The organism is Sinomonas sp. P47F7 (genome assembly GCF_049332655.1).
Classification (GTDB): Bacteria; Actinomycetota; Actinomycetes; order Actinomycetales; family Micrococcaceae; genus Sinomonas.
Genome location: NZ_CP186327.1, coordinates 1,967,376 through 1,986,215 on the forward strand (window position 1 = coordinate 1,967,376; position 18,840 = coordinate 1,986,215).

At 68.5% G+C, this 18,840-nt stretch carries 15 protein-coding genes and 1 pseudogene; 8 read left to right on the plus strand and 8 right to left on the minus strand.

Going from position 1 to position 18,840, the window contains the following annotated elements; all coding sequences use genetic code 11:
• Nucleotides 1-35 precede the first annotated feature (35 nt).
• From dnaE to nrdR, 4 genes are all read left to right on the plus strand, one after another.
• Nucleotides 36-3,575, plus strand: coding sequence for a DNA polymerase III subunit alpha (gene dnaE / locus ACOKR1_RS09275; protein ID WP_422936360.1), 3,540 nt, complete (start codon nt 36-38; stop codon nt 3,573-3,575).
• A 13-nt stretch (nt 3,576-3,588) separates the two neighbouring features.
• The gene (locus tag ACOKR1_RS09280) at nt 3,589-4,071 is read left to right on the plus strand and encodes a hypothetical protein (RefSeq protein ID WP_422936361.1); all 483 of its coding nucleotides are present in this window, start codon (nt 3,589-3,591) and stop codon (nt 4,069-4,071) included.
• Between the two features lie 57 nt (nt 4,072-4,128).
• Nucleotides 4,129-5,493 carry a histidinol dehydrogenase gene (gene hisD, locus ACOKR1_RS09285; protein ID WP_422936362.1) on the plus strand — a complete coding sequence of 455 codons (1,365 nt, stop codon included), beginning with the start codon at nt 4,129-4,131 and terminating at the stop codon, nt 5,491-5,493.
• A gap of 90 nt (nt 5,494-5,583) precedes the next feature.
• The gene (gene nrdR, locus ACOKR1_RS09290) at nt 5,584-6,063 is read left to right on the plus strand and encodes a transcriptional regulator NrdR (protein ID WP_422936363.1); all 480 of its coding nucleotides are present in this window, start codon (nt 5,584-5,586) and stop codon (nt 6,061-6,063) included.
• A gap of 55 nt (nt 6,064-6,118) precedes the next feature.
• On the opposite strand, the gene ppgK is transcribed toward nrdR, so the two are convergent.
• On the minus strand, nt 6,119-6,913 hold the full coding sequence (gene ppgK / locus ACOKR1_RS09295; RefSeq protein ID WP_415853909.1) for a polyphosphate--glucose phosphotransferase: 795 nt from the start codon (nt 6,911-6,913) through the stop codon (nt 6,119-6,121).
• 71 nt (nt 6,914-6,984) lie between these two features.
• Nucleotides 6,985-7,863 carry a type I methionyl aminopeptidase gene (gene map, locus ACOKR1_RS09300; protein ID WP_422936364.1) on the minus strand — a complete coding sequence of 293 codons (879 nt, stop codon included), beginning with the start codon at nt 7,861-7,863 and terminating at the stop codon, nt 6,985-6,987.
• 26 nt (nt 7,864-7,889) lie between these two features.
• On the opposite strand from map, the pseudogene ACOKR1_RS09305 reads away from it, so the two are divergent.
• A pseudogene (locus ACOKR1_RS09305) lies at nt 7,890-8,090 on the plus strand (SPOR domain-containing protein); the annotation flags it as partial.
• Between the two features lie 48 nt (nt 8,091-8,138).
• On the opposite strand, the gene panB reads toward ACOKR1_RS09305, so the two are convergent.
• Entirely contained in the window at nt 8,139-9,029 is an 891-nt protein-coding gene (gene panB / locus ACOKR1_RS09310; protein WP_422936365.1) for a 3-methyl-2-oxobutanoate hydroxymethyltransferase, read from the minus strand.
• A 74-nt stretch (nt 9,030-9,103) separates the two neighbouring features.
• Here panB and ACOKR1_RS09315 point away from each other — a divergent pair, with 74 nt between their 5' ends.
• Genes ACOKR1_RS09315 through ACOKR1_RS09325 form a run of 3 tightly spaced genes read left to right on the plus strand, consistent with a single transcriptional unit; the run spans nt 9,104 to nt 13,852 of the window.
• Entirely contained in the window at nt 9,104-10,444 is a 1,341-nt protein-coding gene (locus ACOKR1_RS09315) for a glutamine synthetase family protein (protein ID WP_422936366.1), read from the plus strand.
• Between the two features lie 6 nt (nt 10,445-10,450).
• Nucleotides 10,451-13,489 (plus strand): bifunctional [glutamine synthetase] adenylyltransferase/[glutamine synthetase]-adenylyl-L-tyrosine phosphorylase, encoded by a 3,039-nt coding sequence (locus ACOKR1_RS09320; RefSeq protein ID WP_422936367.1) that lies wholly within the window; start codon nt 10,451-10,453, stop codon nt 13,487-13,489.
• Between the two features lie 33 nt (nt 13,490-13,522).
• Complete coding sequence (locus ACOKR1_RS09325) at nt 13,523-13,852, plus strand: cupin domain-containing protein (protein ID WP_422936368.1); 330 nt, start codon at nt 13,523-13,525, stop codon at nt 13,850-13,852.
• A gap of 177 nt (nt 13,853-14,029) precedes the next feature.
• Here the strand turns inward: ACOKR1_RS09325 and ACOKR1_RS09330 are convergent, their stop codons facing one another.
• The 5 genes from ACOKR1_RS09330 to glnA form a co-directional block, all read right to left on the minus strand.
• The gene (locus ACOKR1_RS09330; RefSeq protein ID WP_422936369.1) at nt 14,030-14,998 is read right to left on the minus strand and encodes an LCP family protein; all 969 of its coding nucleotides are present in this window, start codon (nt 14,996-14,998) and stop codon (nt 14,030-14,032) included.
• Between the two features lie 270 nt (nt 14,999-15,268).
• Nucleotides 15,269-15,460 (minus strand): hypothetical protein, encoded by a 192-nt coding sequence (locus ACOKR1_RS09335; protein ID WP_422936370.1) that lies wholly within the window; start codon nt 15,458-15,460, stop codon nt 15,269-15,271.
• Nucleotides 15,461-15,511: 51 nt separating this feature from the next.
• Complete coding sequence (locus tag ACOKR1_RS09340; protein WP_422936371.1) at nt 15,512-15,949, minus strand: hypothetical protein; 438 nt, start codon at nt 15,947-15,949, stop codon at nt 15,512-15,514.
• 706 nt (nt 15,950-16,655) lie between these two features.
• Nucleotides 16,656-17,033, minus strand: a complete 378-nt coding sequence (locus tag ACOKR1_RS09345; protein WP_422936372.1) for a class I SAM-dependent methyltransferase — start codon at nt 17,031-17,033, stop codon at nt 16,656-16,658.
• A gap of 173 nt (nt 17,034-17,206) precedes the next feature.
• Complete coding sequence (glnA, locus tag ACOKR1_RS09350) at nt 17,207-18,631, minus strand: type I glutamate--ammonia ligase (RefSeq protein ID WP_422936373.1); 1,425 nt, start codon at nt 18,629-18,631, stop codon at nt 17,207-17,209.
• Nucleotides 18,632-18,840: the final 209 nt, after the last annotated feature.

Sequence of the window (18,840 nt, forward strand, 5' to 3'; positions counted from 1 at the left end):
GCAGAGCCGACCGACGCCGAGCCTAGACTGGAGCGGTGACTTCCAGCGGTTCCTTCGTGCACCTCCACAACCACACCGAGTACTCGATGCTCGACGGCGCGGCGCGGCTGGGGGACCTGTTCAGCCACGCCGAGGAGCTCGGCATGAACGCGGTTGCGACCACGGACCACGGCTTCGTCTTCGGGGCATTCGACTTCTGGAAGAAGGCCACGGACGCCGGCATCAAGCCGATTGTCGGGGTCGAGGCCTACCTGACGCCGGGCACCGCCCGCCAGGACAAGACCCGCGTGCGCTGGGGCGACGGCGGACGCAATGACGTCTCCGGCGCCGGCGCGTACACCCACATGACGATGTGGGCCGAGAACACGCAGGGCATGCACAATCTCTTCCGGATGTCCTCGCTCGCGTCCCTCGAGGGCTATCTGTACAAGCCGCGCATGGACCGCGAGCTCCTGCAGACGTACGGGAAGGGCCTCATCGCCACGACCGGTTGCCCGTCTGGCGAAGTCCAGACCAAGCTCCGGCTGGGGCTGTACAAGGAGGCTCGCGAGGCGGCCGCCGAGTTCCGGGAGATCTTCGGGCGGGAGAACTTCTTCTGCGAGCTCATGGACCACGGCCTCGACATCGAGCGGGCGGTTCAGGCCGATCTGATCAGGCTCGCGAAGGACCTCGGCCTTCCGCTCGTGGCCACGAACGATCTCCACTACACGCACGCCGAGGACGCCTCGAGCCACGCCGCCCTCCTCTGCGTCCAATCTGGTTCGACGCTCGCCGACCCCAAGCGGTTCAAGTTCGACGCCGACGAGTTCTACCTCAAGTCCCCAGCCGAGATGCGGGCGATCTTCAGCGACCACCCCGAGGCGTGCGACAACACACTGCTCATCGCCGAGCGCTGCGATGTCGAGTTCAACACGAAGGCGAGCTACATGCCGCGCTTCCCCTGCCCCGAGGGGGAGAACGAGGAATCGTGGTTCGTCAAGGAGGTCGAACGCGGTCTCCACTACCGGTTCCCGGGCGGCATTCCCGACGAGGTCCGCAAGCAGGCCGAATACGAGATCGGGATCATCACCCAGATGGGGTTCCCGGGCTACTTCCTCGTCGTCGCCGACTTCATCAACTGGGCTAAGGACAACGGGATCCGCGTGGGCCCGGGCCGTGGCTCCGGTGCGGGGTCTATGGCCGCGTACGCGATGCGTATCACGGATCTCAACCCGCTCGCCCACGGCCTCATCTTCGAGCGCTTCCTCAATCCGGACCGCGTCTCGATGCCTGACTTCGATGTCGACTTCGATGATCGTCGCCGCCCCGAGGTCATCAAGTACGTGACGGAGAAGTACGGCGACGACCGCGTAGCGATGATCGTCACGTACGGGACCATCAAGGCCAAGCAGGCCCTCAAGGACTCCTCCCGCGTGCTCGGCTACCCGTTCTCCGTGGGGGAGCGGCTCACGAAGGCGATGCCGCCGGACGTCATGGGCAAAGGCATGCCGCTCGTGGACATCCACAACCCCGAGGCCAAGCGCTACGGCGAGGCCGAGGAGATGCGCGAGCTCCTGCGCTCGGACTCGGACGCCCAACGTGTGTTCGAGACGGCGCTCGGCCTCGAGGGGCTCAAGCGCCAGTGGGGCGTGCACGCCGCGGGCGTCATCATGTCCTCGCACCCTCTCATCGACATCGTCCCGATCATGCGCCGCGAGCAGGACGGCCAGGTCATCACGCAGTTCGACTATCCGACCTGCGAGGGCCTCGGGCTGATCAAGATGGACTTCCTCGGCCTGAGGAACCTCACGATCATCACTGACGCCCTGGACAACATCAAGCTCAACCAAGGAACGGAGCTCGACCTCGAGCGCCTCGAACTCGACGACGCGCCGTCCTACGAGCTCCTCGCCCGCGGCGACACGCTCGGCGTCTTCCAGCTCGATGGCGGCCCCATGCGCTCGCTGCTGAAGCTCATGCGCCCCGACAACTTCGAGGACATCTCCGCCGTCCTCGCGCTCTACCGGCCGGGCCCCATGGGCGCGAACGCGCACACCAACTACGCGCTCCGCAAGAACGGCCAGCAGGAGATCACGCCGATCCACCCCGAGCTCGCGGAGCCGCTCGAAGACATCCTGGGCGGCACCTACGGCCTCATCGTGTACCAGGAGCAGGTCATGGCCATCGCGCAGAGGCTCGCCGGCTACTCGCTCGGACAGGCCGACATTCTGCGCCGCGCGATGGGCAAGAAGAAGAAGTCCGAGCTGGACAAGCAGTTCGAGGGTTTCTCTGCAGGCATGCACGATCGGGGGTACTCGGACGCCGCGGTCAAGACGCTGTGGGACATCCTCCTGCCCTTCTCCGACTACGCGTTCAACAAGGCGCACTCGGCCGCGTACGGCGTGGTCTCGTACTGGACCGCCTATCTCAAGGCGCACTACCCGGCCGAATACATGGCCGCCCTGCTGACGTCCGTCGGGGACGACAAGGACAAGCTCGCGATGTACCTCAACGAGTGCCGGCGCATGGGCATCACGGTCCTGCCGCCGGACGTCAACGAGTCCGCGCTCAACTTCACCCCGGTGGGCAACGACATCCGCTTCGGCATGGGCGCGATCCGCAACGTCGGCGCGAACGTCGTGCACTCGATGGTCGAGGCCCGCACCGAGAAGGGCGCGTACACGGGCTTCAGCGACTTCCTCCAGAAGGTCCCCGCGGTCGTCTGCAACAAGCGCACGATCGAATCGCTCATCAAGGCCGGCGCCTTCGACTCGCTCGGGCACCCGCGGCGCTCGCTCGCCATGGTGCATGAGGAGGCTGTCGACGCGGTCATCACGCTCAAGCGCAACGAGGCCGCGAACCAGTTCGACCTCTTCAGCGCGTTCGACGGCGATGGAGGCGACGGCTCGTTGGCCTCCGGCCTCGCCGTCGAGATCCCGGACCTCCCCGAATGGGAAAAGAAGGACCGGCTCGCGTTTGAGCGCGACATGCTGGGTCTGTACGTCTCGGACCACCCGCTCCAAGGCCTTGAGGGGGTGCTCGACGGGCACGCGGACCATGCGATCTCCCAGCTCATTTCGGACGACGGCCCCCAGGACGGCGCGATCGTCACGATTGCGGGCATGATCACTTCGCTGAGCCGACGCATCGCGAAGGCGAGCGGCAACGCGTACGCGCGCGCCGAGATCGAGGACCTCGGCGCGTCCATGGAGGTCATGTTCTTCGGCCAGGTCTACGGACCGATCGCCTCGATCCTCGCGGAAGACCTCATCGTGGTGATCAAGGGCCGCCTCCAGCGGCGGGACGACGGCGCGGTGACGCTGAGCGCGATGGAGCTCACGGTGCCGGACCTCAGCCAGACCGACGGAGGCCCCGTGGTCATCTCGATGCCGACGCACAAGGCCACCGAGCGCATCGTGACGCGGCTCGGGGAGGTCCTGCGCACGCATCCTGGGCACAGCGAGGTGCAGCTGAGGCTCCACGGGACCCGCAGCATCGAGGTCATGAAGCTCGGTGTGCACCTCCGCGTCAACCCCAACCCCGCCCTGTTCGGTGACCTCAAGGTCCTCCTCGGCCCTGCGTGCCTCGATGCGTGAGGCCGGGGACGTCATGGAAGCTTCGTCGCGAGCGCGCACCTGGGCGAGTGCCGCGACGATGGTCCGATGGTGCGTGCTTCCCGCCGTCGCCGGGCCCGTGCTCGGCGTCGCGTGGTGGCTCGCCGCCCCCGGCGGCCGGCTCTACGGCGACGGCTCGGATTACGGGCAGTGGATCCCCCGCGACTTCGTCTTCACGGGCCTCTCGGCGCTCGCCGCGGTCGTCGTCGTCGTCTTCGCGGTGCGCGCACACGTGCGGGTGGGTTTCGCGGGGCGCTACCTCGCGGCGCTCGTCGGCTCGGGCGCCGGGAGCGTGCTCATGTGGCTCACGGGCGTGGGCCTCGGAATGGTCTTCGGCTCGTCGCGGTCCGATCCGAGCGTCGTGGGCTCGGCGTTCGGCCTCGCGACGTTCAGCGCCCTCGCGCTGTGGCCGGGGATCGTCGCCGTCGTCATCCTCGGGCTTGTTACGGTCTTATGGAGCCCACCCACCCGACCCTAGGCCCCACCCGCCCGACCCTAATCCCCGCCCACCCGTCCGGACCGTAGACTGGGGTTCGTGACCTCCCCAGCCCTTTCCCTCGACTTCCGCACGATCGATCTCAGGGGCCGGAGCCTCAGCCTCGCCGAGCTGCGAGCGGTCGTGCCGCGGCTCGAGCCGGAGCAGGGCTCCGCGGTGGAGGACGCCGTCCACGGCATCATCTCGGACGTCCGCTCGGGCGGGTTCGCGGCGCTCTCGCTCCTCGCAGAGAAGTTCGACGGCGTGGCCCAGCGGCATCCGCGCGTCCCCGCCGAGGCCATCGCTGGCGCGCTCGCCTCGCTCGACCCGAGCGTCCGCACCGCGCTGGAGGAATCGATCCGCAGGGCCCGGCTGTTTGCCGCGGCGCAGCTCCCCGAGGACGTCACCGTGCGCCCGGGCGACGGCGCGACCGTATCCCAGCGCTGGGTCCCGGTGCGCCGCGTCGGCCTGTACGTGCCGGGTGGCCTCGCCGTGTACCCGTCGTCGGTGGTCATGAACGTCGTTCCGGCGCAGGCCGCCGGGGTGGGCTCGATTGCGCTCGCCTCGCCGCCGCAGAAGGACCACGGCGGCCTCCCGCACCCCACGATCCTCGCGGCCGCGGCCCTGCTCGGGATCGATGAGGTGTACGCGATCGGCGGCGCCCAGGCCGTCGTGGCGTTCGCCTATGGGATTCCGGCGGGATCGGACTCGGCGGGGGCGCTCCCCGCGATCGAGCCCGCCGACGTCGTGACGGGCCCCGGGAACATCTTCGTTGCGACGGCCAAGCGACTCGTCAAGGGCGTTGTCGGGATCGACGCCGAAGCCGGGCCGACCGAGATCGCGATCCTTGCCGACGCGACCGCTCGCCCCGAGCTCGTCGCGGCCGACCTCGTGAGCCAGGCCGAGCACGACACGCGCGCCGGTTCCGTGCTCATCACGGACTCGCCGGAGCTCATCGAGGCGGTCCGCGAGCGCCTCGCCGAGCAGGCCGAGGGCACGAAACACCGCGACCGCGTGCTCACCGCCCTTTCAGGGCGGCAGTCGGGCGCGGTGCTCGTGGACGACGTCGACGCGGGCGTCGCGGTCTGCGACGCCTACGCAGCCGAGCACCTCGAGGTCATGACGGCGGACGCCGCCGCGGTCGCCGCCCGCGTGCGCAACGCCGGTGCGATCTTCGTGGGCGACTTCAGCCCCGTGAGCCTTGGCGACTACACGGCCGGTTCGAACCACGTGCTCCCCACGAGCGGCACCGCCGCGTTCTCCTCGGGGCTCAACGTCGGGACGTTCCTCAAGGCCGTCCAAGTCATCGACTACAGTTCGGAGGCACTCGGCGCCGTCGCCCGTCACATCCGGAGCCTCGCGGACGCAGAGGACCTTCCGGCCCACGGCGATGCCGTGGACCGGCGCTTCGATCGCCGTCCCTAGCCTCGGGAAATCACCGTCCCTAGTAGGGGGGACCACTACATCTGGTGGTCTTTCCTTGGTGACGCGGGGCTCGCCCCGTAGAATCGAGGGATGTATTGCCCGTTCTGCCGGAATCCGGACTCGCGCGTCGTGGACAGTCGCATCCAGGACGACGGCGCGTCGATCCGCCGCAGGAGGCAGTGCCCGCAATGCGGGCGGCGGTTCACGACGATCGAGACGACGAGCCTGACGGTGATCAAGCGCTCGGGTGTCGGCGAGCCCTTCAGCCGGAGCAAGGTCATCAACGGAGTGCGGAAGGCGTGCCAGGGGCGGCCAGTCACTGAAGACGATCTCGCGCTCCTCGCACAGGAGGTCGAGGAGGCGGTGCGCTCGAGCGGGGCCGCGGAGATCAACGCCCACGAGGTGGGCCTCGCGATCCTCGGCCCGCTGCGGAAGCTCGACCACGTCGCGTACCTGCGCTTCGCGAGCGTGTATCAGTCGTTCGAATCCCTCGAGGACTTCGAGGCGGCCATTGCGTTGTTGCGATCCGAGCAGGCCGATGCGTCGCCCGCCGAGGAGGCTCGGGCCTGATTCGGCTGTCGGCGTGCGAAAGGGGCCCGGCGTCGGGCCCCTTTTCGCGTGCGGTCTACTTGTGGAGCTTGTGGTGGATGCCCACCTGGAGGGCCGCGCCCACGATCCCAGCCTCGTTCTTGAGCTCGGCCGGGACGATCGGCGTGCGGAGCTTGAGCCGCGGCAGATACTCGTCGGCCCGCTTCGAGATGCCCCCGCCGACGATGAAGAGCTCGGGGGAGAAGAGGAACTCGACGTGCGAGAAGTACCGCTGCAGGCGCACGCTGTAGTCTTCCCAGCCGATGCCCTCCCGCTCGCGCGCCACCGCGGAGGCCTTGGTCTCAGCGTCGAAGCCGTCGATCTCGAGGTGGCCGAGCTCGGCGTTCGGCACGAGCTGGCCGTTGAAGACGAAAGCCGAACCAATCCCGGTGCCGAGCGTGATGACGAGGACCGTGCCGTCCACGCCCTGGCCCGCCCCGTACCTCACCTCGGCGAGGCCAGCGGCGTCGGCGTCGTTGATGACCTCGACGGGGCGGTTGAGGTGCTTCGTGAAGAACTTGTCGATTTCGAAGTCGATCCACGATTTGTCGACGTTGGCCGCCGAGTGGCAGACGCCGTGCTGGATGATGCCCGGGAACGTGACGCCAACGGGCAGGTCCTCGGACGGTGCTTCGTCCCGCTCGCTCAGTTCGTCGACGATCTGGGCCACGACTTCTGCAACGGGCTCCGGCGCAGAGGGCTGAGGCGTGTCGATGCGCACGCGGTCACCCACGAGCTTGCCCTTCTTGAGATCGACGATGCCGCCCTTGATGCCGGTGCCCCCGATGTCGATGCCGATGAGGTGATTGTGCTTCTTGTCGCTCTTGGACATGCGTTCTGCCTCTCGTGGGAGTTTAGGGCGGGGTGGGTTGGAGGAAAGGGAGGGGTGGGAGGCAGTTTCGACTAGGGGAGCGTCAGAATCTCTGCCCCGGTGTCGGTGACGACGAGCGTGTGTTCGAACTGGGCAGTCCGCTTGTGGTCGCGCGTCACGACCGTCCAGCCGTCGTCCCACATGTCCCACTGGATTGTGCCGAGCGTGAGCATCGGCTCGATCGTGAAGACCATCCCTGGCTCCATGACCCTGCGGTACGCGGGCGCGGCGTCGTAGTGCGGGATGATGAGGCCCGAGTGGAACGCCTCGCCTACGCCGTGGCCCGTGAAGTCGCGCACCACGCCGTAGCCGAAGCGCCTGGCATACGACTCGATCGCGCGCCCGATCACGTTGATCTCGCGGCCGGGAGCCACAGCCTTGATGGCACGCCGGAGCGACTCCTCCGTCCGCTCGACGAGCAGCCGGGACTCCTCGTCCACGTCACCCACAAGGAACGTATGGTTGGTGTCGCCGTGGACCCCGTCCTTGAAGGCCGTGATGTCGATGTTGATGATGTCCCCGTCGGCGAGCACGGTCGAGTCCGGGATCCCGTGGCAGATCACCTCGTTGACTGACGTGCAGAGGGACTTCGTAAAGCCGCGGTAGCCGAGCGTCGACGGGTACGCGCCGCGGTCAATGAGAAACTGATGCCCGATCCGGTCGAGCTCGTCGGTCGTGATTCCGGGCCGGATGTGCCGGCCCACCTCGACCGTGGCCTGCGCGGCGATCTTGCTGGCGGCCCGAATGCGCCCGAGCTGCTCGGGCGTGTAGACGTCGTTGCCGTCGTACTTCTCCGGCCCGTCCTTGCCGACGTAGCCCGGTCTGGGGATCGAATCCGGGACCTTGAGCATCGGGGAAACGGTCCCGGGCACGAGCGTGCCCACGGGTGCCGTGGTTGACGGAGAAGGCATAGGCTGAGTGTACTCGGGCCGAAAGGAGGACGAGCCGCATGACGCAGTTTTGGTACAACGTCCGGACGCACCAGGTCGAGGAGGACGCGATGAGCGATTGGACACAGCTCATCGGGCCCTACGCGACTCGCGAGGAAGCCGAACACGCGCTCGAGAAGGTCAAGGAGCGCAACCGTGCTTGGGACCCCTCAGACGCCAACGGCGACGGCTGGTCTGATAACGACTAGGGCCCGTCGGGTCGGAGCCAGATCCCTCAGAGGCTGTGCCCAGGTCGCTCAGAAGCTGTGCTCGGGCCCCGGGAAGGTGCCCGAGCGGACGTCGTCGCCGTACCGACGCGCGGCGTCCAGGAGGGTTCCCCGCAGGTCGGCGTAGCGCTTGACGAACTTCGCAATCCGTGTGCCCTCGCCGCCGCGGAGACCGGCCATGTCCTGCCACACGAGCACCTGGCCAGTGGTGGCGGCACCGGCTCCGATGCCGATCGTCGGGACCCGCACGGCGGCGTCGACGGCGGCGGCCGTCTCGGCCGGGACCATTTCCATGAGCACGCAGAAGGCGCCGGCAGCCTCGAGCGCCTTGGCGTCCTCGATAAGGCGCTCGGCGTCGTCGCCCCTTCCCTGCACGCGATAGCCGCCTAGGGCGTGCTCGCTCTGGGGGGTGAAGCCGATGTGCGCCATGACCGGGATGCCAGCCTGGACCATCGCGCGGACCGTGTCGGCGTAGTACGCCCCGCCCTCCATCTTCACGGCGTGGGCCAGGCCCTCCTTGAGGAACCTCACCCCGGTCTCGACGCCCTGGGCGGGGGAGACTTCGTAGCTTCCGAAGGGGAGATCGGCGACAACGAGCGCGTGCCGCGCGGAGCGCGCGACGGCGCGGCACAGCGGGAGGAGCTCGTCGACCGTGACGGGCAGGCTCGTCTCGTGGCCGTAGACGTTGTTGGCGGCCGAATCGCCGATGAGGAGGACTTCGATGCCGGCCTCGTCGAAGATCTGCGCGGCGTACTGGTCGTAGGCGGTGAGCATCGCGAACCGCTCACCACGTTCTTTCGCGGCGGCGAGGTGGTGGATGCGCACGCGGCCCGCGGGGCGGCCCGTCGACGCGCCGGTTCCGGCCTGCTGGGGGCCGGAACCATAGGGGGCCGGGGACTCGGGTGACGTGGTGGGGGCCATACGGACGAGACTAGTCCAAGCTGAGTAGAGTGGGGGAAGCGCGCAAGGGCCTGAACTCGCAAGGGAGACCTTTCATGAACCGTCAGCAGGAATTCGTGCTCCGCACCATTGAGGAACGCGACGTCCGCTTTGTCCGACTGTGGTTCACCGACGTCGTCGGCTCGCTCAAATCTGTTGCGCTGGCCCCGGCCGAGGTGGAGGGCGCCTTCGAGGAGGGACTCGGCTTCGACGGTTCGTCGATCGAGGGCTTGGCCCGCGTCTCCGAGTCGGACATGCTCCTGCAGCCCGATCCCTCAACGTTCCAGATCCTCCCGTGGCGCGGGGAGACGGAGCCCACGTCCCGCATGTTCTGCGACATCCTGACGCCCGACGGCGAGCCCTCCCTCGCGGACCCCCGCAACGTCCTCAAGCGGACGCTCGCGAAGGCTGCCGAGATGGGCTTCACGTGCTACACGCATCCCGAGATTGAGTTCTACCTGCTCCAGTCGGACCGGCTCGGCCCCGACGGATCCCCCCTCCCGATCGACCAAGGCGGCTACTTCGACCACGTCCCGGGCGGCGTCGCGCAGGACTTCCGCCGGACGGTCGTGAACATGCTCGAATCCGTGGGGATCTCGGTCGAGTTCAGCCACCACGAGGGCGGGCCGGGGCAGAACGAGATCGATCTGCGCTACGCGGACGCGCTTCAGACCGCGGACAACATCATGACGTTCCGCACCGTCGTCAAGGAGGTCGCGATCCAGCAGGGCGCGTACGCGACGTTCATGCCCAAGCCGTTTACGGCCCACCCCGGCTCCGGCATGCACACGCATTTCTCGCTCTTCGAGGGCGACTCGAACGCGTTCCATGAGCCAGGTGCCCAATTCCAGCTTTCCAAGACGGCTCGCCACTTCATCGCGGGCCTCCTGCGGCACGCGAACGAGTTCACGGCCGTCACGAACCAGTTCGTCAACTCGTACAAGCGCCTGTGGGGCGGCGGCGAGGCGCCGAGCTACCTGAGCTGGGGTCACAACAACCGTTCGGCGCTCGTGCGCGTCCCTCTCTACAAGCCCGGGAAGGGCCAGTCCGCGCGCGTCGAGTATCGCGGCATCGACTCGGCGACCAACCCGTACCTCTCCTACGCGGTCCTGCTCGGGGCGGGGCTCAAGGGCATCGAGGAGGAGTACGAGCTGCCGCCCGCAGCAGAGGACGACATCGCGTCGCTCACTTCGGCGGAGCGCCGCGTGCTCGGCCACTCCCCGCTGCCGGCGAGCCTTCACGACGCGATCGGCTCGATGGAGGACTCCGAGCTCATGGCCCAGATCCTCGGGGAGCAGGTGTTCGAGCACTTCCTTCGCAACAAGCGCCAGGAGTGGAACGAGTACCGCCTCGAGGTCACTCCCTACGAGCTGCACCGTAATCTGAGCATCCTCTAGGCCGCCATGGCGCCCAGCCTCGCCCGGCGGCTCATCGCCCTCGGTTCGTCGGATCCCGAGCGGGCCGAGCGGTTCCTCGCCGCCCCGGAGGTCGCGGGGATCGACGAGGACGTCCTGCTCGAGGGGCTCTCCGTGGCCCCGGACCCGGACGCAGCGCTCGTCGCGCTCGTGCGGTTGCTCGAGAAGGACCCGCGCCTCCGCGCGATCGTCGAGGCCGGCCTCTCCCGGAGCGAGCCGCTGTTCCGCCTCCTCGGGGCCTCCGAGGCGCTTGCGGAGTTCCTCATCCGGAGGCCCGAGCACGTCGACGTCTTCGACGTGGTGCCGTCCGCCGAGCCCTCCGGGGCGAATCCCGCTCTGCTCCGCGCGTCGCTCCTCCGCTCCGTCGGCGCGGATCCCGCCGCGCGACGGCCGGTCGCCTCGCGGACTGGAGCGGACGCCTACGAGGCCCTCCGGGTCCGCTATCGCCGCCACCTGTGCGAGCTCGCGATCCGGGATCTCGGCGCGGCGTCGCCGACCGACTACCTGCCCACCGCAGCGGCCGAGCTCGCGGACCTCGCGGCCGCCGCGCTCGAGGCGGGGCTCGCCGTCGCCCGCGCCGAAGCGGCGGCGACCTTCGGATCCAGGGAGGTTGGCGCCGTCGCCTTTTCGGTCATCGGGATGGGAAAGTGCGGCGCGCGGGAGCTCAACTACATCTCCGACGTTGACGTCATCTATGTCGCAGACGCCGACGGGCCGGCGGCGGACGGCGTCGGCGACGCCTTGGCGGTGAAGATCGGGACGGCGCTCGCTACGGGGCTCACGCGGGCCGTGTGGGGCATGTCACGCGAGCCCGCGCTATGGCAGGTCGACGCGAACCTGCGGCCCGAGGGCAAGGACGGACCGCTCGTGCGGACGCTCGACTCGCACCTTGCCTACTACGCGAGGTGGGCGCAGAGCTGGGAGTTCCAGGCCCTGCTCAAGGCGCGCTGCATCGCGGGCGACGGCGACCTGGGCCGCCGCTACGAGGACGCTGTGGCGCCGCTCGTGTGGGCATCGGCGGGCCGCGACGGCTTCGTCGAGTCCGTCCAGGCCATGCGGCGCCGCGTCACGGAGCACATCCCGCCCGCGGAGGCGGACCGGCAGATCAAGCTCGGCTCGGGCGGCCTCCGCGACGTCGAGTTCACGGTCCAGCTCCTTCAGCTCGTGCACGGCCGCACCGACGAGTCGCTGCGGGTGCGGGACACGACGTCGGCGATCGCCGCTCTCGCCGCAGGCGGGTACATCGGCCGCACCGCGGCCGCCGAGTTCGACGCGTCCTACCGGCGCCTGAGGCTGCTCGAGCACCGCATCCAGCTCGCTCACCTCCGGAGAACACACCTCATGCCGGTCAAGGAGGACGCGCTGCGCGCGCTCGCCCGCGCCGTCCAGGGCGTCATGGACTCGGCCAAGGCCTCGCCCGAATCGCTCCTCGAGTCGTGGCACCGCACCAAGCGCAGCGTGCGCGAACTGCACGAGCGCATCTTCTACCGGCCGCTCCTCAATGCCGTGGCCAACATGAGCCCCGAGGACGCCAAGCTCTCGCCCGAGGCGGCCCAGGGGCGGCTCGCCGCGCTGGGCTACCGCGATCCACAGGGCGCGATGCGGCACATCGAGGCGCTCACCGCCGGCGTGAGCCGCCGGGCAGCGCTCCAGCGCCAGCTCCTCCCGGTGCTGCTCGACTGGCTCGCGCAGGGCGTCGATCCGGACGCTGGGCTGCTCGCGTTCCGGCGCGTGAGCGAGACCCTCGGCACGACCCACTGGTATCTCGGCATGCTGCGGGACTCGGCGGCGGCCGCGGAGCGCTTGTGCCGCGTCCTCGCGGACTCCCGGCTCATCGCGGACCTCCTCGAGGTCTCGCCCGAGTCCGTCGCGTGGCTCGGCCAGGACAAGGACCTCACACCGGTTCCGCTTGAGGCTCAGTGGCAGGAGATCCAATCGAAGATCTCGCGCCACGACGATCCGACCGCGCGCATGCGGCTCATCCGCCTCATCCGGCGCCGCGAGATCCTGCGCATCGCGATTGCGGACAGTGCGGGCCTGCTCAGCCAGGACGAGGTGGGGTGGGCCCTCGCGGACGCGGACCAAGCCGCGGTGCTCGGGGCGCTCCGGGTCGCCGAGGACCAGGCCGCCGCCCACGGGCCCCTCCTGACCCACGTGCTCGTCGTCGCGATGGGGCGGCAGGGCGGCCGCGAGATCGGCTATGGCTCCGATGCGGACGTCATGTACGTGCACCGGCCCCTCCCTGGCGCGGATCCCGGCGCGGCGCAGCGCCAGGCCACCGAGATGGCGACGGCGCTCTCCGGGCTCCTGACCCAGCCGCTCAAGCCAGCCGTGCGCGCCGAGCGCGTGCTGCAGCTCGACGCCGACTTGCGTCCCGAGGGCAAGTCGGGGCCGCTCGTGCGATCGCTCGATTCGTTCGCCGAGTACTACCGCCGTTGGGCGCTCGTGTGGGAGTGGCAGGCCCTGCTCCGTGCGCGCCCGATGGCGGGCGACGATGCGCTCGCCGCCGACTTCATGGCCCTCGCCGACAGCGTGCGGTACCCGGCCGAGCTGTCCGGGCCGGACGTGACCGAGATTCGGCGGATCAAGGCCCGCGTCGAGGCGGAGCGGCTTCCGCGCGGCGCCGACCCAGCGCGTCACCTCAAGCTCGGCCGCGGCGGCCTCAGCGACGTCGAGTGGCTCGTCCAGTTCATCCAGCTCCAGCACGCGGGGAAGAGTCGCGAACTGCGGACGACGGCGACGCTCCCCGCCCTGCGTGCGGCAGCCGCGCTGGGGTACTTGAGCGACGGCGAGGCGATTCTCCTCGCGGACACGTGGCGCCTCGCGAGCCGCATCCGCAGCGCGAACGTCGTGTGGACCGGGCGCGCCTCCGACGTCCTGCCCTCGTCGCGGCGGGACCTCGAGGCGGTCGCCCGATGGTGCGGCTACGCACCCGGCCAGGCCACGATGCTCGAGCAGCGGTACCTTCAGCTCACGCGCCGCGCGCGGCACGTATTCGAGGAGAGGTTCTACGCGGTCGGCCGGTGAGGTCCGGGACCGCCGTGAGGGAGGGATGGGATCATGACCCACGGTCTGATCGACGTGGCACGCATCGCCGCCGAGGAGCTCGAGCGGGCCCGCGCGAATCCTCACGGCCGCAGCGCCCGGGCACTGACTCATGACGGGCGTCTTCGCCACACGCTCTTGGCCATCCTCGACGGCGAGTCCCTGGGCGAGCACGCGAAGCCCGAGTCGGCCACGCTGCACGTGCTCTCGGGCTCCCTCGTCGTGAGTTCGGGCGAGGAGGAGACGAGGCTCGAGGCGGGGCAGCTCGCGGTGCTGCCGGGGCCGAGCCACGACGTCACGGCCGTGGGGGACGCCGTTGCCATCCTCACGACGCTCGCGGGCTGACCGCCCTCGCGCTGGCGAGTAAGTAGGGGGTAAGCGGCGCGCCCGGTGCTCTGCCCGTTATGGACCGGGCGCGCCGGCGCACACTCGCCCAGCGGGTTCATGTGCGCCGGATCACCGTATCGCCCTAGTGCTGTACATGTAAAAGCCGACACGCAGAGAGGCCGACGTTGCGCTGAGCTATTCGGCGCACGGGAGCACGTTGGCCGTGGCGGCAGCGACGTTGAGGCCGACGGCAGTGATCGATGTCACGTGGGCTGCCTGTGCCGGTCCACCACTGGCCAGTGTCGTGTAGGTCAGATTGCCACCCGAGAGCGACGTCGCGTCCCGGGTCACTTGTTCGAGGTCCATCCCGGAGTCGACCGTCAGGTTACTGCCGGCGGCCTCGAGCACGGTCCGCATCGCCGCGGGGTTGGTGAACGAGGCCGGCTGCTTGACCTCGTGGAGTACCGAGAGGATGAAGGCCTGCTGACCGGCCTCGTCGACCACGGGCCGGGTGGCGCATCGGGATGCCGGGGTGAGGGCCTGGGCCGCCTGGTAGAACGCCGCCATGGTGACCTCGACGAAGTGGTCGACGCGGACCGTCCCCAGAAGCTTCGTGACGGTCGCGATCTCGGCCCGGCGCCCGGCGTCGCGCGCCGCGAGGTACGCGGCGTCGTCGTAGGGCGTGCCCGCCGCGGTGAGCGCAGTTCGCTGCGCCGCGAAGCCGTAGCCGTAGGCGTCTTTGAGCTTGGCCTTGAACCCGGCTCCGGAGAAGCCCGCGGTCACGACCGTTGCGTCGCGGGGAATCGAGGTGACCGTCGGCCGCGAACCGTCTGTCGGGAGATGAACGAGCATGAGCACGCTCGCGCTGTAGCCGGCCACGCCGCCGTCGCTCGGGTGAAGTGCGCCGTACGCATCGGCCGGGACCGGCCTCCCGCTCGCGTCGAGCCTAGAGTCGACGCCCATCACGAGGATGTCGGTGCCACTCGTCCGGCTCGGGGGCGCGGGCAGGGATGAGTCGGAGAGGGCTTGCGTGAGCGCGTCCGAGCGGTGGACGCCGCTCGCGAAGCCCACCGCCAGCTGCCCCGCGTAGACGAGGCCAACGGCTGGGGCGAGGGCCAGGGCGATGACGAGGACGGCGACGGCGCGCGGCCGCCGCTCCCGCATCCGGAACCTTCGCCCAGCACCGAGTGGGGGGAGCGGGACGGGCGTCTGCACCGTGAATTCGGACCGGCGACGGGCACGAGGCGGGCGCACAGGACTGCCGGCCCCCGCCTGCCCCGGATCGTTCATGCCCGCTCCCGTTCGCGTTGCTCAGCGGACGCATCGGCCGTTCTGAGCCCCAGCTTGCCATGCCGAGCCATACCATATCCCGGCCCGGAGCGGCCGGCGGCACGTGACCCGGTGTGACGGCTGGGCTTGCGCGCGGAACGGCGGCTACGGGTGCTCGGCCCCGTATCGTTCGAGGAGGCTGCGGAGGGTACCCCGATCGACCTCGCCCAGTCCTGGCGTCTCAAGCAGTTTGCCGATCATTGCCAACACTTGGCTTCCAATCGGCCAGTCTCGGTCCGCCTGCGGCGGAAGGCACTCGTCATCGACGGTTCTGCCGTCGGCGATGGTCTGGCTCACCCTTGAAACGTAGCGATAGACAGAAAGTTCTGTCTAGGTCCGAACGACCCTTCACGCGTCGCGCCGCGGGGTCGTGATCGAGGTTTGGGTTCCGTCGGGGCAGGAGCCGACGCTTGAGATCCTGACGGTGAGGTTCTTGATCACGTGATCGTAGTGGAGGTTGAGGCACCCGAGCCGGGACCCGCCGTCGTCAACGACGAGATACCACTGGGGCGTGTCGTCGCTCGAGGCGCCCACACGGCTACCCGCCTGCGGGGCGAGGCGTTCGCCCGCCACGAAGGTTGTGCAGTCTTCCTCGCACTCGATGAGATAGACGGCCTGCGAGGTGTCGTTGCGGATGGTGGCCGAGAACGTCCCGCTCGCGGTGGCGCCTCCGCCCGTACGGCTCGCGGCGAAGCCGGCGATGACCGCGAACGTCACAACGAGCAGCAGGGCACCCACCACGGTGCTGATGCCCAATGCCGCGACGGAGGCGAGTGCGGGGTCCATCCTGCTGAGGGCGGAGACGAATGACGCCCTTCGGCGGTGCGGCACAAAGCCCGCAGCTTGATGCTGCCGCGCATTCCATTCCATGTATCGGCTACCCCTCACGCGAATGCCAGGCACCCGCTGGCCCCCTGCGCGACAAGATAGCATTGGTCGGCACCGCCGGGCAGTGACCTTTGGCCTCCCGCAAATTGAGAGTTATCCACCGCCTAGCGAACCGTGCTCTCGCAGAAGTAATCTCGCTGGGGGGACAGACATCAATCTGTCTCGATGGTTGGTTCGGAGTATGAGGGGGACTACATGCCGACTTTTGAGATCACCTGCATCTATGCGCCGTCAGGTGGAACAGCGGATCGCAATCGATCAATTCCTTTCCGCTTTGACGCCCGGACGCGAGCCGAGGCCAAACGCAGGGCCACCGAATTGATCGGTTCTGAAACTGTGGAGCACAGAACCACGAATATTGCGATCATCACGACCAGCGTCTACGGCGACGTTCTCGAGGTGACGAGGTGGGTCCGGGGCCGGGGATGGATGGACCTACAGTGAAGATCTCCCGCGGCTGAGCGCACTCGGTTCGCAGCGGCGATCCCCGGGAAGGCATAGACCCGGGAGGCCGCCGAGGAGTTCGCCGCGGACGATCCGTTCGTCACCGAGGGCGTTGTCGCGTCGTGGTCGGTCCGGACTTGGCTCACCGGCGAAGACTGAGCTACGCCCTCGCGATGAGCACGGCCTGACCCGTGCGCTCATGGGATGCCGCGGCACGCTCGAGGCGTGCGACCTCAGTCATGCCTACTGAAGTCAGGAGCCGGCCGAGGCCCTGCCGAGCCCGGCGAATCATCTCGGGCGGGAAGTCTACTCCTTCGACCTGACAGCCGAAAGTCGCAAGCACCGGCATCATGCGCCCTGCGCCGCATCCAGCGTCCAAGACCCGCTTGCCGCTGGGTAGGAATGAGGCAAAAAGCTCGATCATCCCGAGGTCAACAGGCAGCTCCGGTTCGGTCGACCGGAAATGGTTCGCATAGGTGTCCGCGACTTGATCGTAGGCGCGCTGGACGGCGATTTCGTCCTGTGGGGTGGGCATCATGCCGCAAGTCTCACACGGACTGTCGGCCGTTGCCTTTTGCCCCGCGACAACACGTTGCTCGCGGCTCGGACGCCGAATATTGCCGGACAACGAAGAGTCCGCACGAACCGTCACGCAATTCATGCGTGCGGCCCGCGCGGACTCTTGTGGGCTATGCCTTTGTCAGTTCGGGATCAGACCCCGAAGTAGAGCTCGAACTCGTACGGGTTCGGGCGGAGCGAAAGTGGAGCGATTTCCTTCTCGCGCTTGTACGCGACCCAGGTCTCGATGAGGTCCTGCGTGAACACGCCACCCGCCTGGAGGAACTCGTTGTCGGCCTCGAGGGCGTCGAGTGCCTCCTCGAGCGAACCCGGAGCCTTGGGGATGTCCTTGGCCTCCTCGGCCGGCAGCTCGTAGAGGTCCTTGTCGATCGGGGCCGGCGGCTCGATGCGGTTGCGGATGCCGTCAATGCCCGCCATGAGCTGGGCGGCGAAGGCGAGGTACGGGTTCGACGACGGGTCCGGCGCGCGGAACTCGATGCGCTTGGCCTTCGGGTTCGTGCCCGTGATCGGGATGCGGATACCGGCCGAGCGGTTGCCCTGCGAGTAGACCATGTTGACCGGGGCCTCGAAGCCCTTCACGAGGCGCTTGTACGAGTTCACGGTCGGGTTCGTGAACGCGAGGACGGCCGAGGCGTGCTTGAGCAGGCCGCCGATGTACCAGCGAGCCAGGTCGGAGAGGTTCGCGTAGCCCTTCTCGTCGTAGAAGAGCGGCTCGGAGCCGTTCCACAGCGACTGGTGGCAGTGCATGCCCGAGCCGTTGTCGCCGAAGATCGGCTTCGGCATGAACGTGACGGCCTTGCCCCACTCGGTCGCCGTGTTCTTGATGACGTACTTGAACTTCTGCAGATCGTCCGCAGCGCGCACGAGCGTCGCGAAGCGGTAGTTGATCTCGGCCTGGCCAGCGGCCCCGACCTCGTGATGCGAGCGCTCAACCTCGAGGCCCACGGCGTCGAGGTTGAGGACCATGGCGTCGCGGAGGTCAGCCTGGTGGTCGATCGGCGCGACGGGGAAGTAGCCGCCCTTGAAGGGGGTCTTGTTGGCCAGGTTGCCGCCCTCTTCCTCGCGGCCGGAGTTCCACGGGGCCTCGATCGAGTCGACCTTGTAGAAGGAGCCCTGCGGCGACGACTCGAACTGGACGTTGTCGAAGACGTAGAACTCGGCCTCTGGCGCGAAGAACGCGGTGTCGGCGATGCCCGTGGAGGCGAGGTAGGCCTCGGCGCGCTCGGCCACGCCACGCGGGTCGCGGTGGTACGGCTCGCCCGTGCGCGGGTTGACGATCGAGAAGTTGAGCGCGAGCGTCTTCTCAACGCGGAACGGGTCGACGTAGGCCGTCGTCACGTCCGGGATGAGCTGCATGTCCGACTCGGCGATGCCCTGGAAGCCGCGGATAGACGAGCCGTCGAACAGCTGGCCGTTCACGAAGAAGTCCTCGTCAACGGTCTTCGCGGGAACGTTGAAGTGCTGCTGAACACCGGGGAGGTCGGTGAAGCGGATGTCGACGAACTTGACGTCCTCGTCCTTGATGAACTTGAGGACTTCCTCCGCAGACTTGAACATCTGTTCTCCTTACAGATCGGAATGGCACGCACCGGGCGCGAACGGCGCGCAGGCAATGATGGCCGCGCGGCAGGCGCCGTGCTGCAACGGCACCTAGCCTACGAACGCGGAGTTTCCCGGCAGTGTCCACATTGTTTCGGCGAGGTTACATCCCACGCCATCGGGCCCTACGCTAGGCCGTGCGGCGGCGGCCAGTAAAGTGCTGGGCG

Excerpts from the sequence above, each read along its gene's own strand:
- panB (WP_422936365.1), bottom strand. The coding sequence starts at position 9,029 with ATGGCCCCCACCACGTCACCCGAGTCCCCGGCCCCCTATGGTTCCGGC.
- ACOKR1_RS09320 (WP_422936367.1), top strand. The coding sequence starts at position 10,451 with ATGGCGCCCAGCCTCGCCCGGCGGCTCATCGCCCTCGGTTCGTCGGAT.
- nrdR (WP_422936363.1), top strand. The coding sequence starts at position 5,584 with ATGTATTGCCCGTTCTGCCGGAATCCGGACTCGCGCGTCGTGGACAGT.
- map (WP_422936364.1), bottom strand. The coding sequence starts at position 7,863 with ATGCCTTCTCCGTCAACCACGGCACCCGTGGGCACGCTCGTGCCCGGG.
- glnA (WP_422936373.1), bottom strand. The coding sequence starts at position 18,631 with ATGTTCAAGTCTGCGGAGGAAGTCCTCAAGTTCATCAAGGACGAGGAC.
- ACOKR1_RS09345 (WP_422936372.1), bottom strand. The coding sequence starts at position 17,033 with ATGATGCCCACCCCACAGGACGAAATCGCCGTCCAGCGCGCCTACGAT.
- ppgK (WP_415853909.1), bottom strand. The coding sequence starts at position 6,913 with ATGTCCAAGAGCGACAAGAAGCACAATCACCTCATCGGCATCGACATC.
- ACOKR1_RS09330 (WP_422936369.1), bottom strand. The coding sequence starts at position 14,998 with ATGCGGGAGCGGCGGCCGCGCGCCGTCGCCGTCCTCGTCATCGCCCTG.
- ACOKR1_RS09280 (WP_422936361.1), top strand. The coding sequence starts at position 3,589 with ATGGAAGCTTCGTCGCGAGCGCGCACCTGGGCGAGTGCCGCGACGATG.
- ACOKR1_RS09315 (WP_422936366.1), top strand. The coding sequence starts at position 9,104 with ATGAACCGTCAGCAGGAATTCGTGCTCCGCACCATTGAGGAACGCGAC.
- ACOKR1_RS09340 (WP_422936371.1), bottom strand. The coding sequence starts at position 15,949 with ATGGACCCCGCACTCGCCTCCGTCGCGGCATTGGGCATCAGCACCGTG.
- ACOKR1_RS09325 (WP_422936368.1), top strand. The coding sequence starts at position 13,523 with ATGACCCACGGTCTGATCGACGTGGCACGCATCGCCGCCGAGGAGCTC.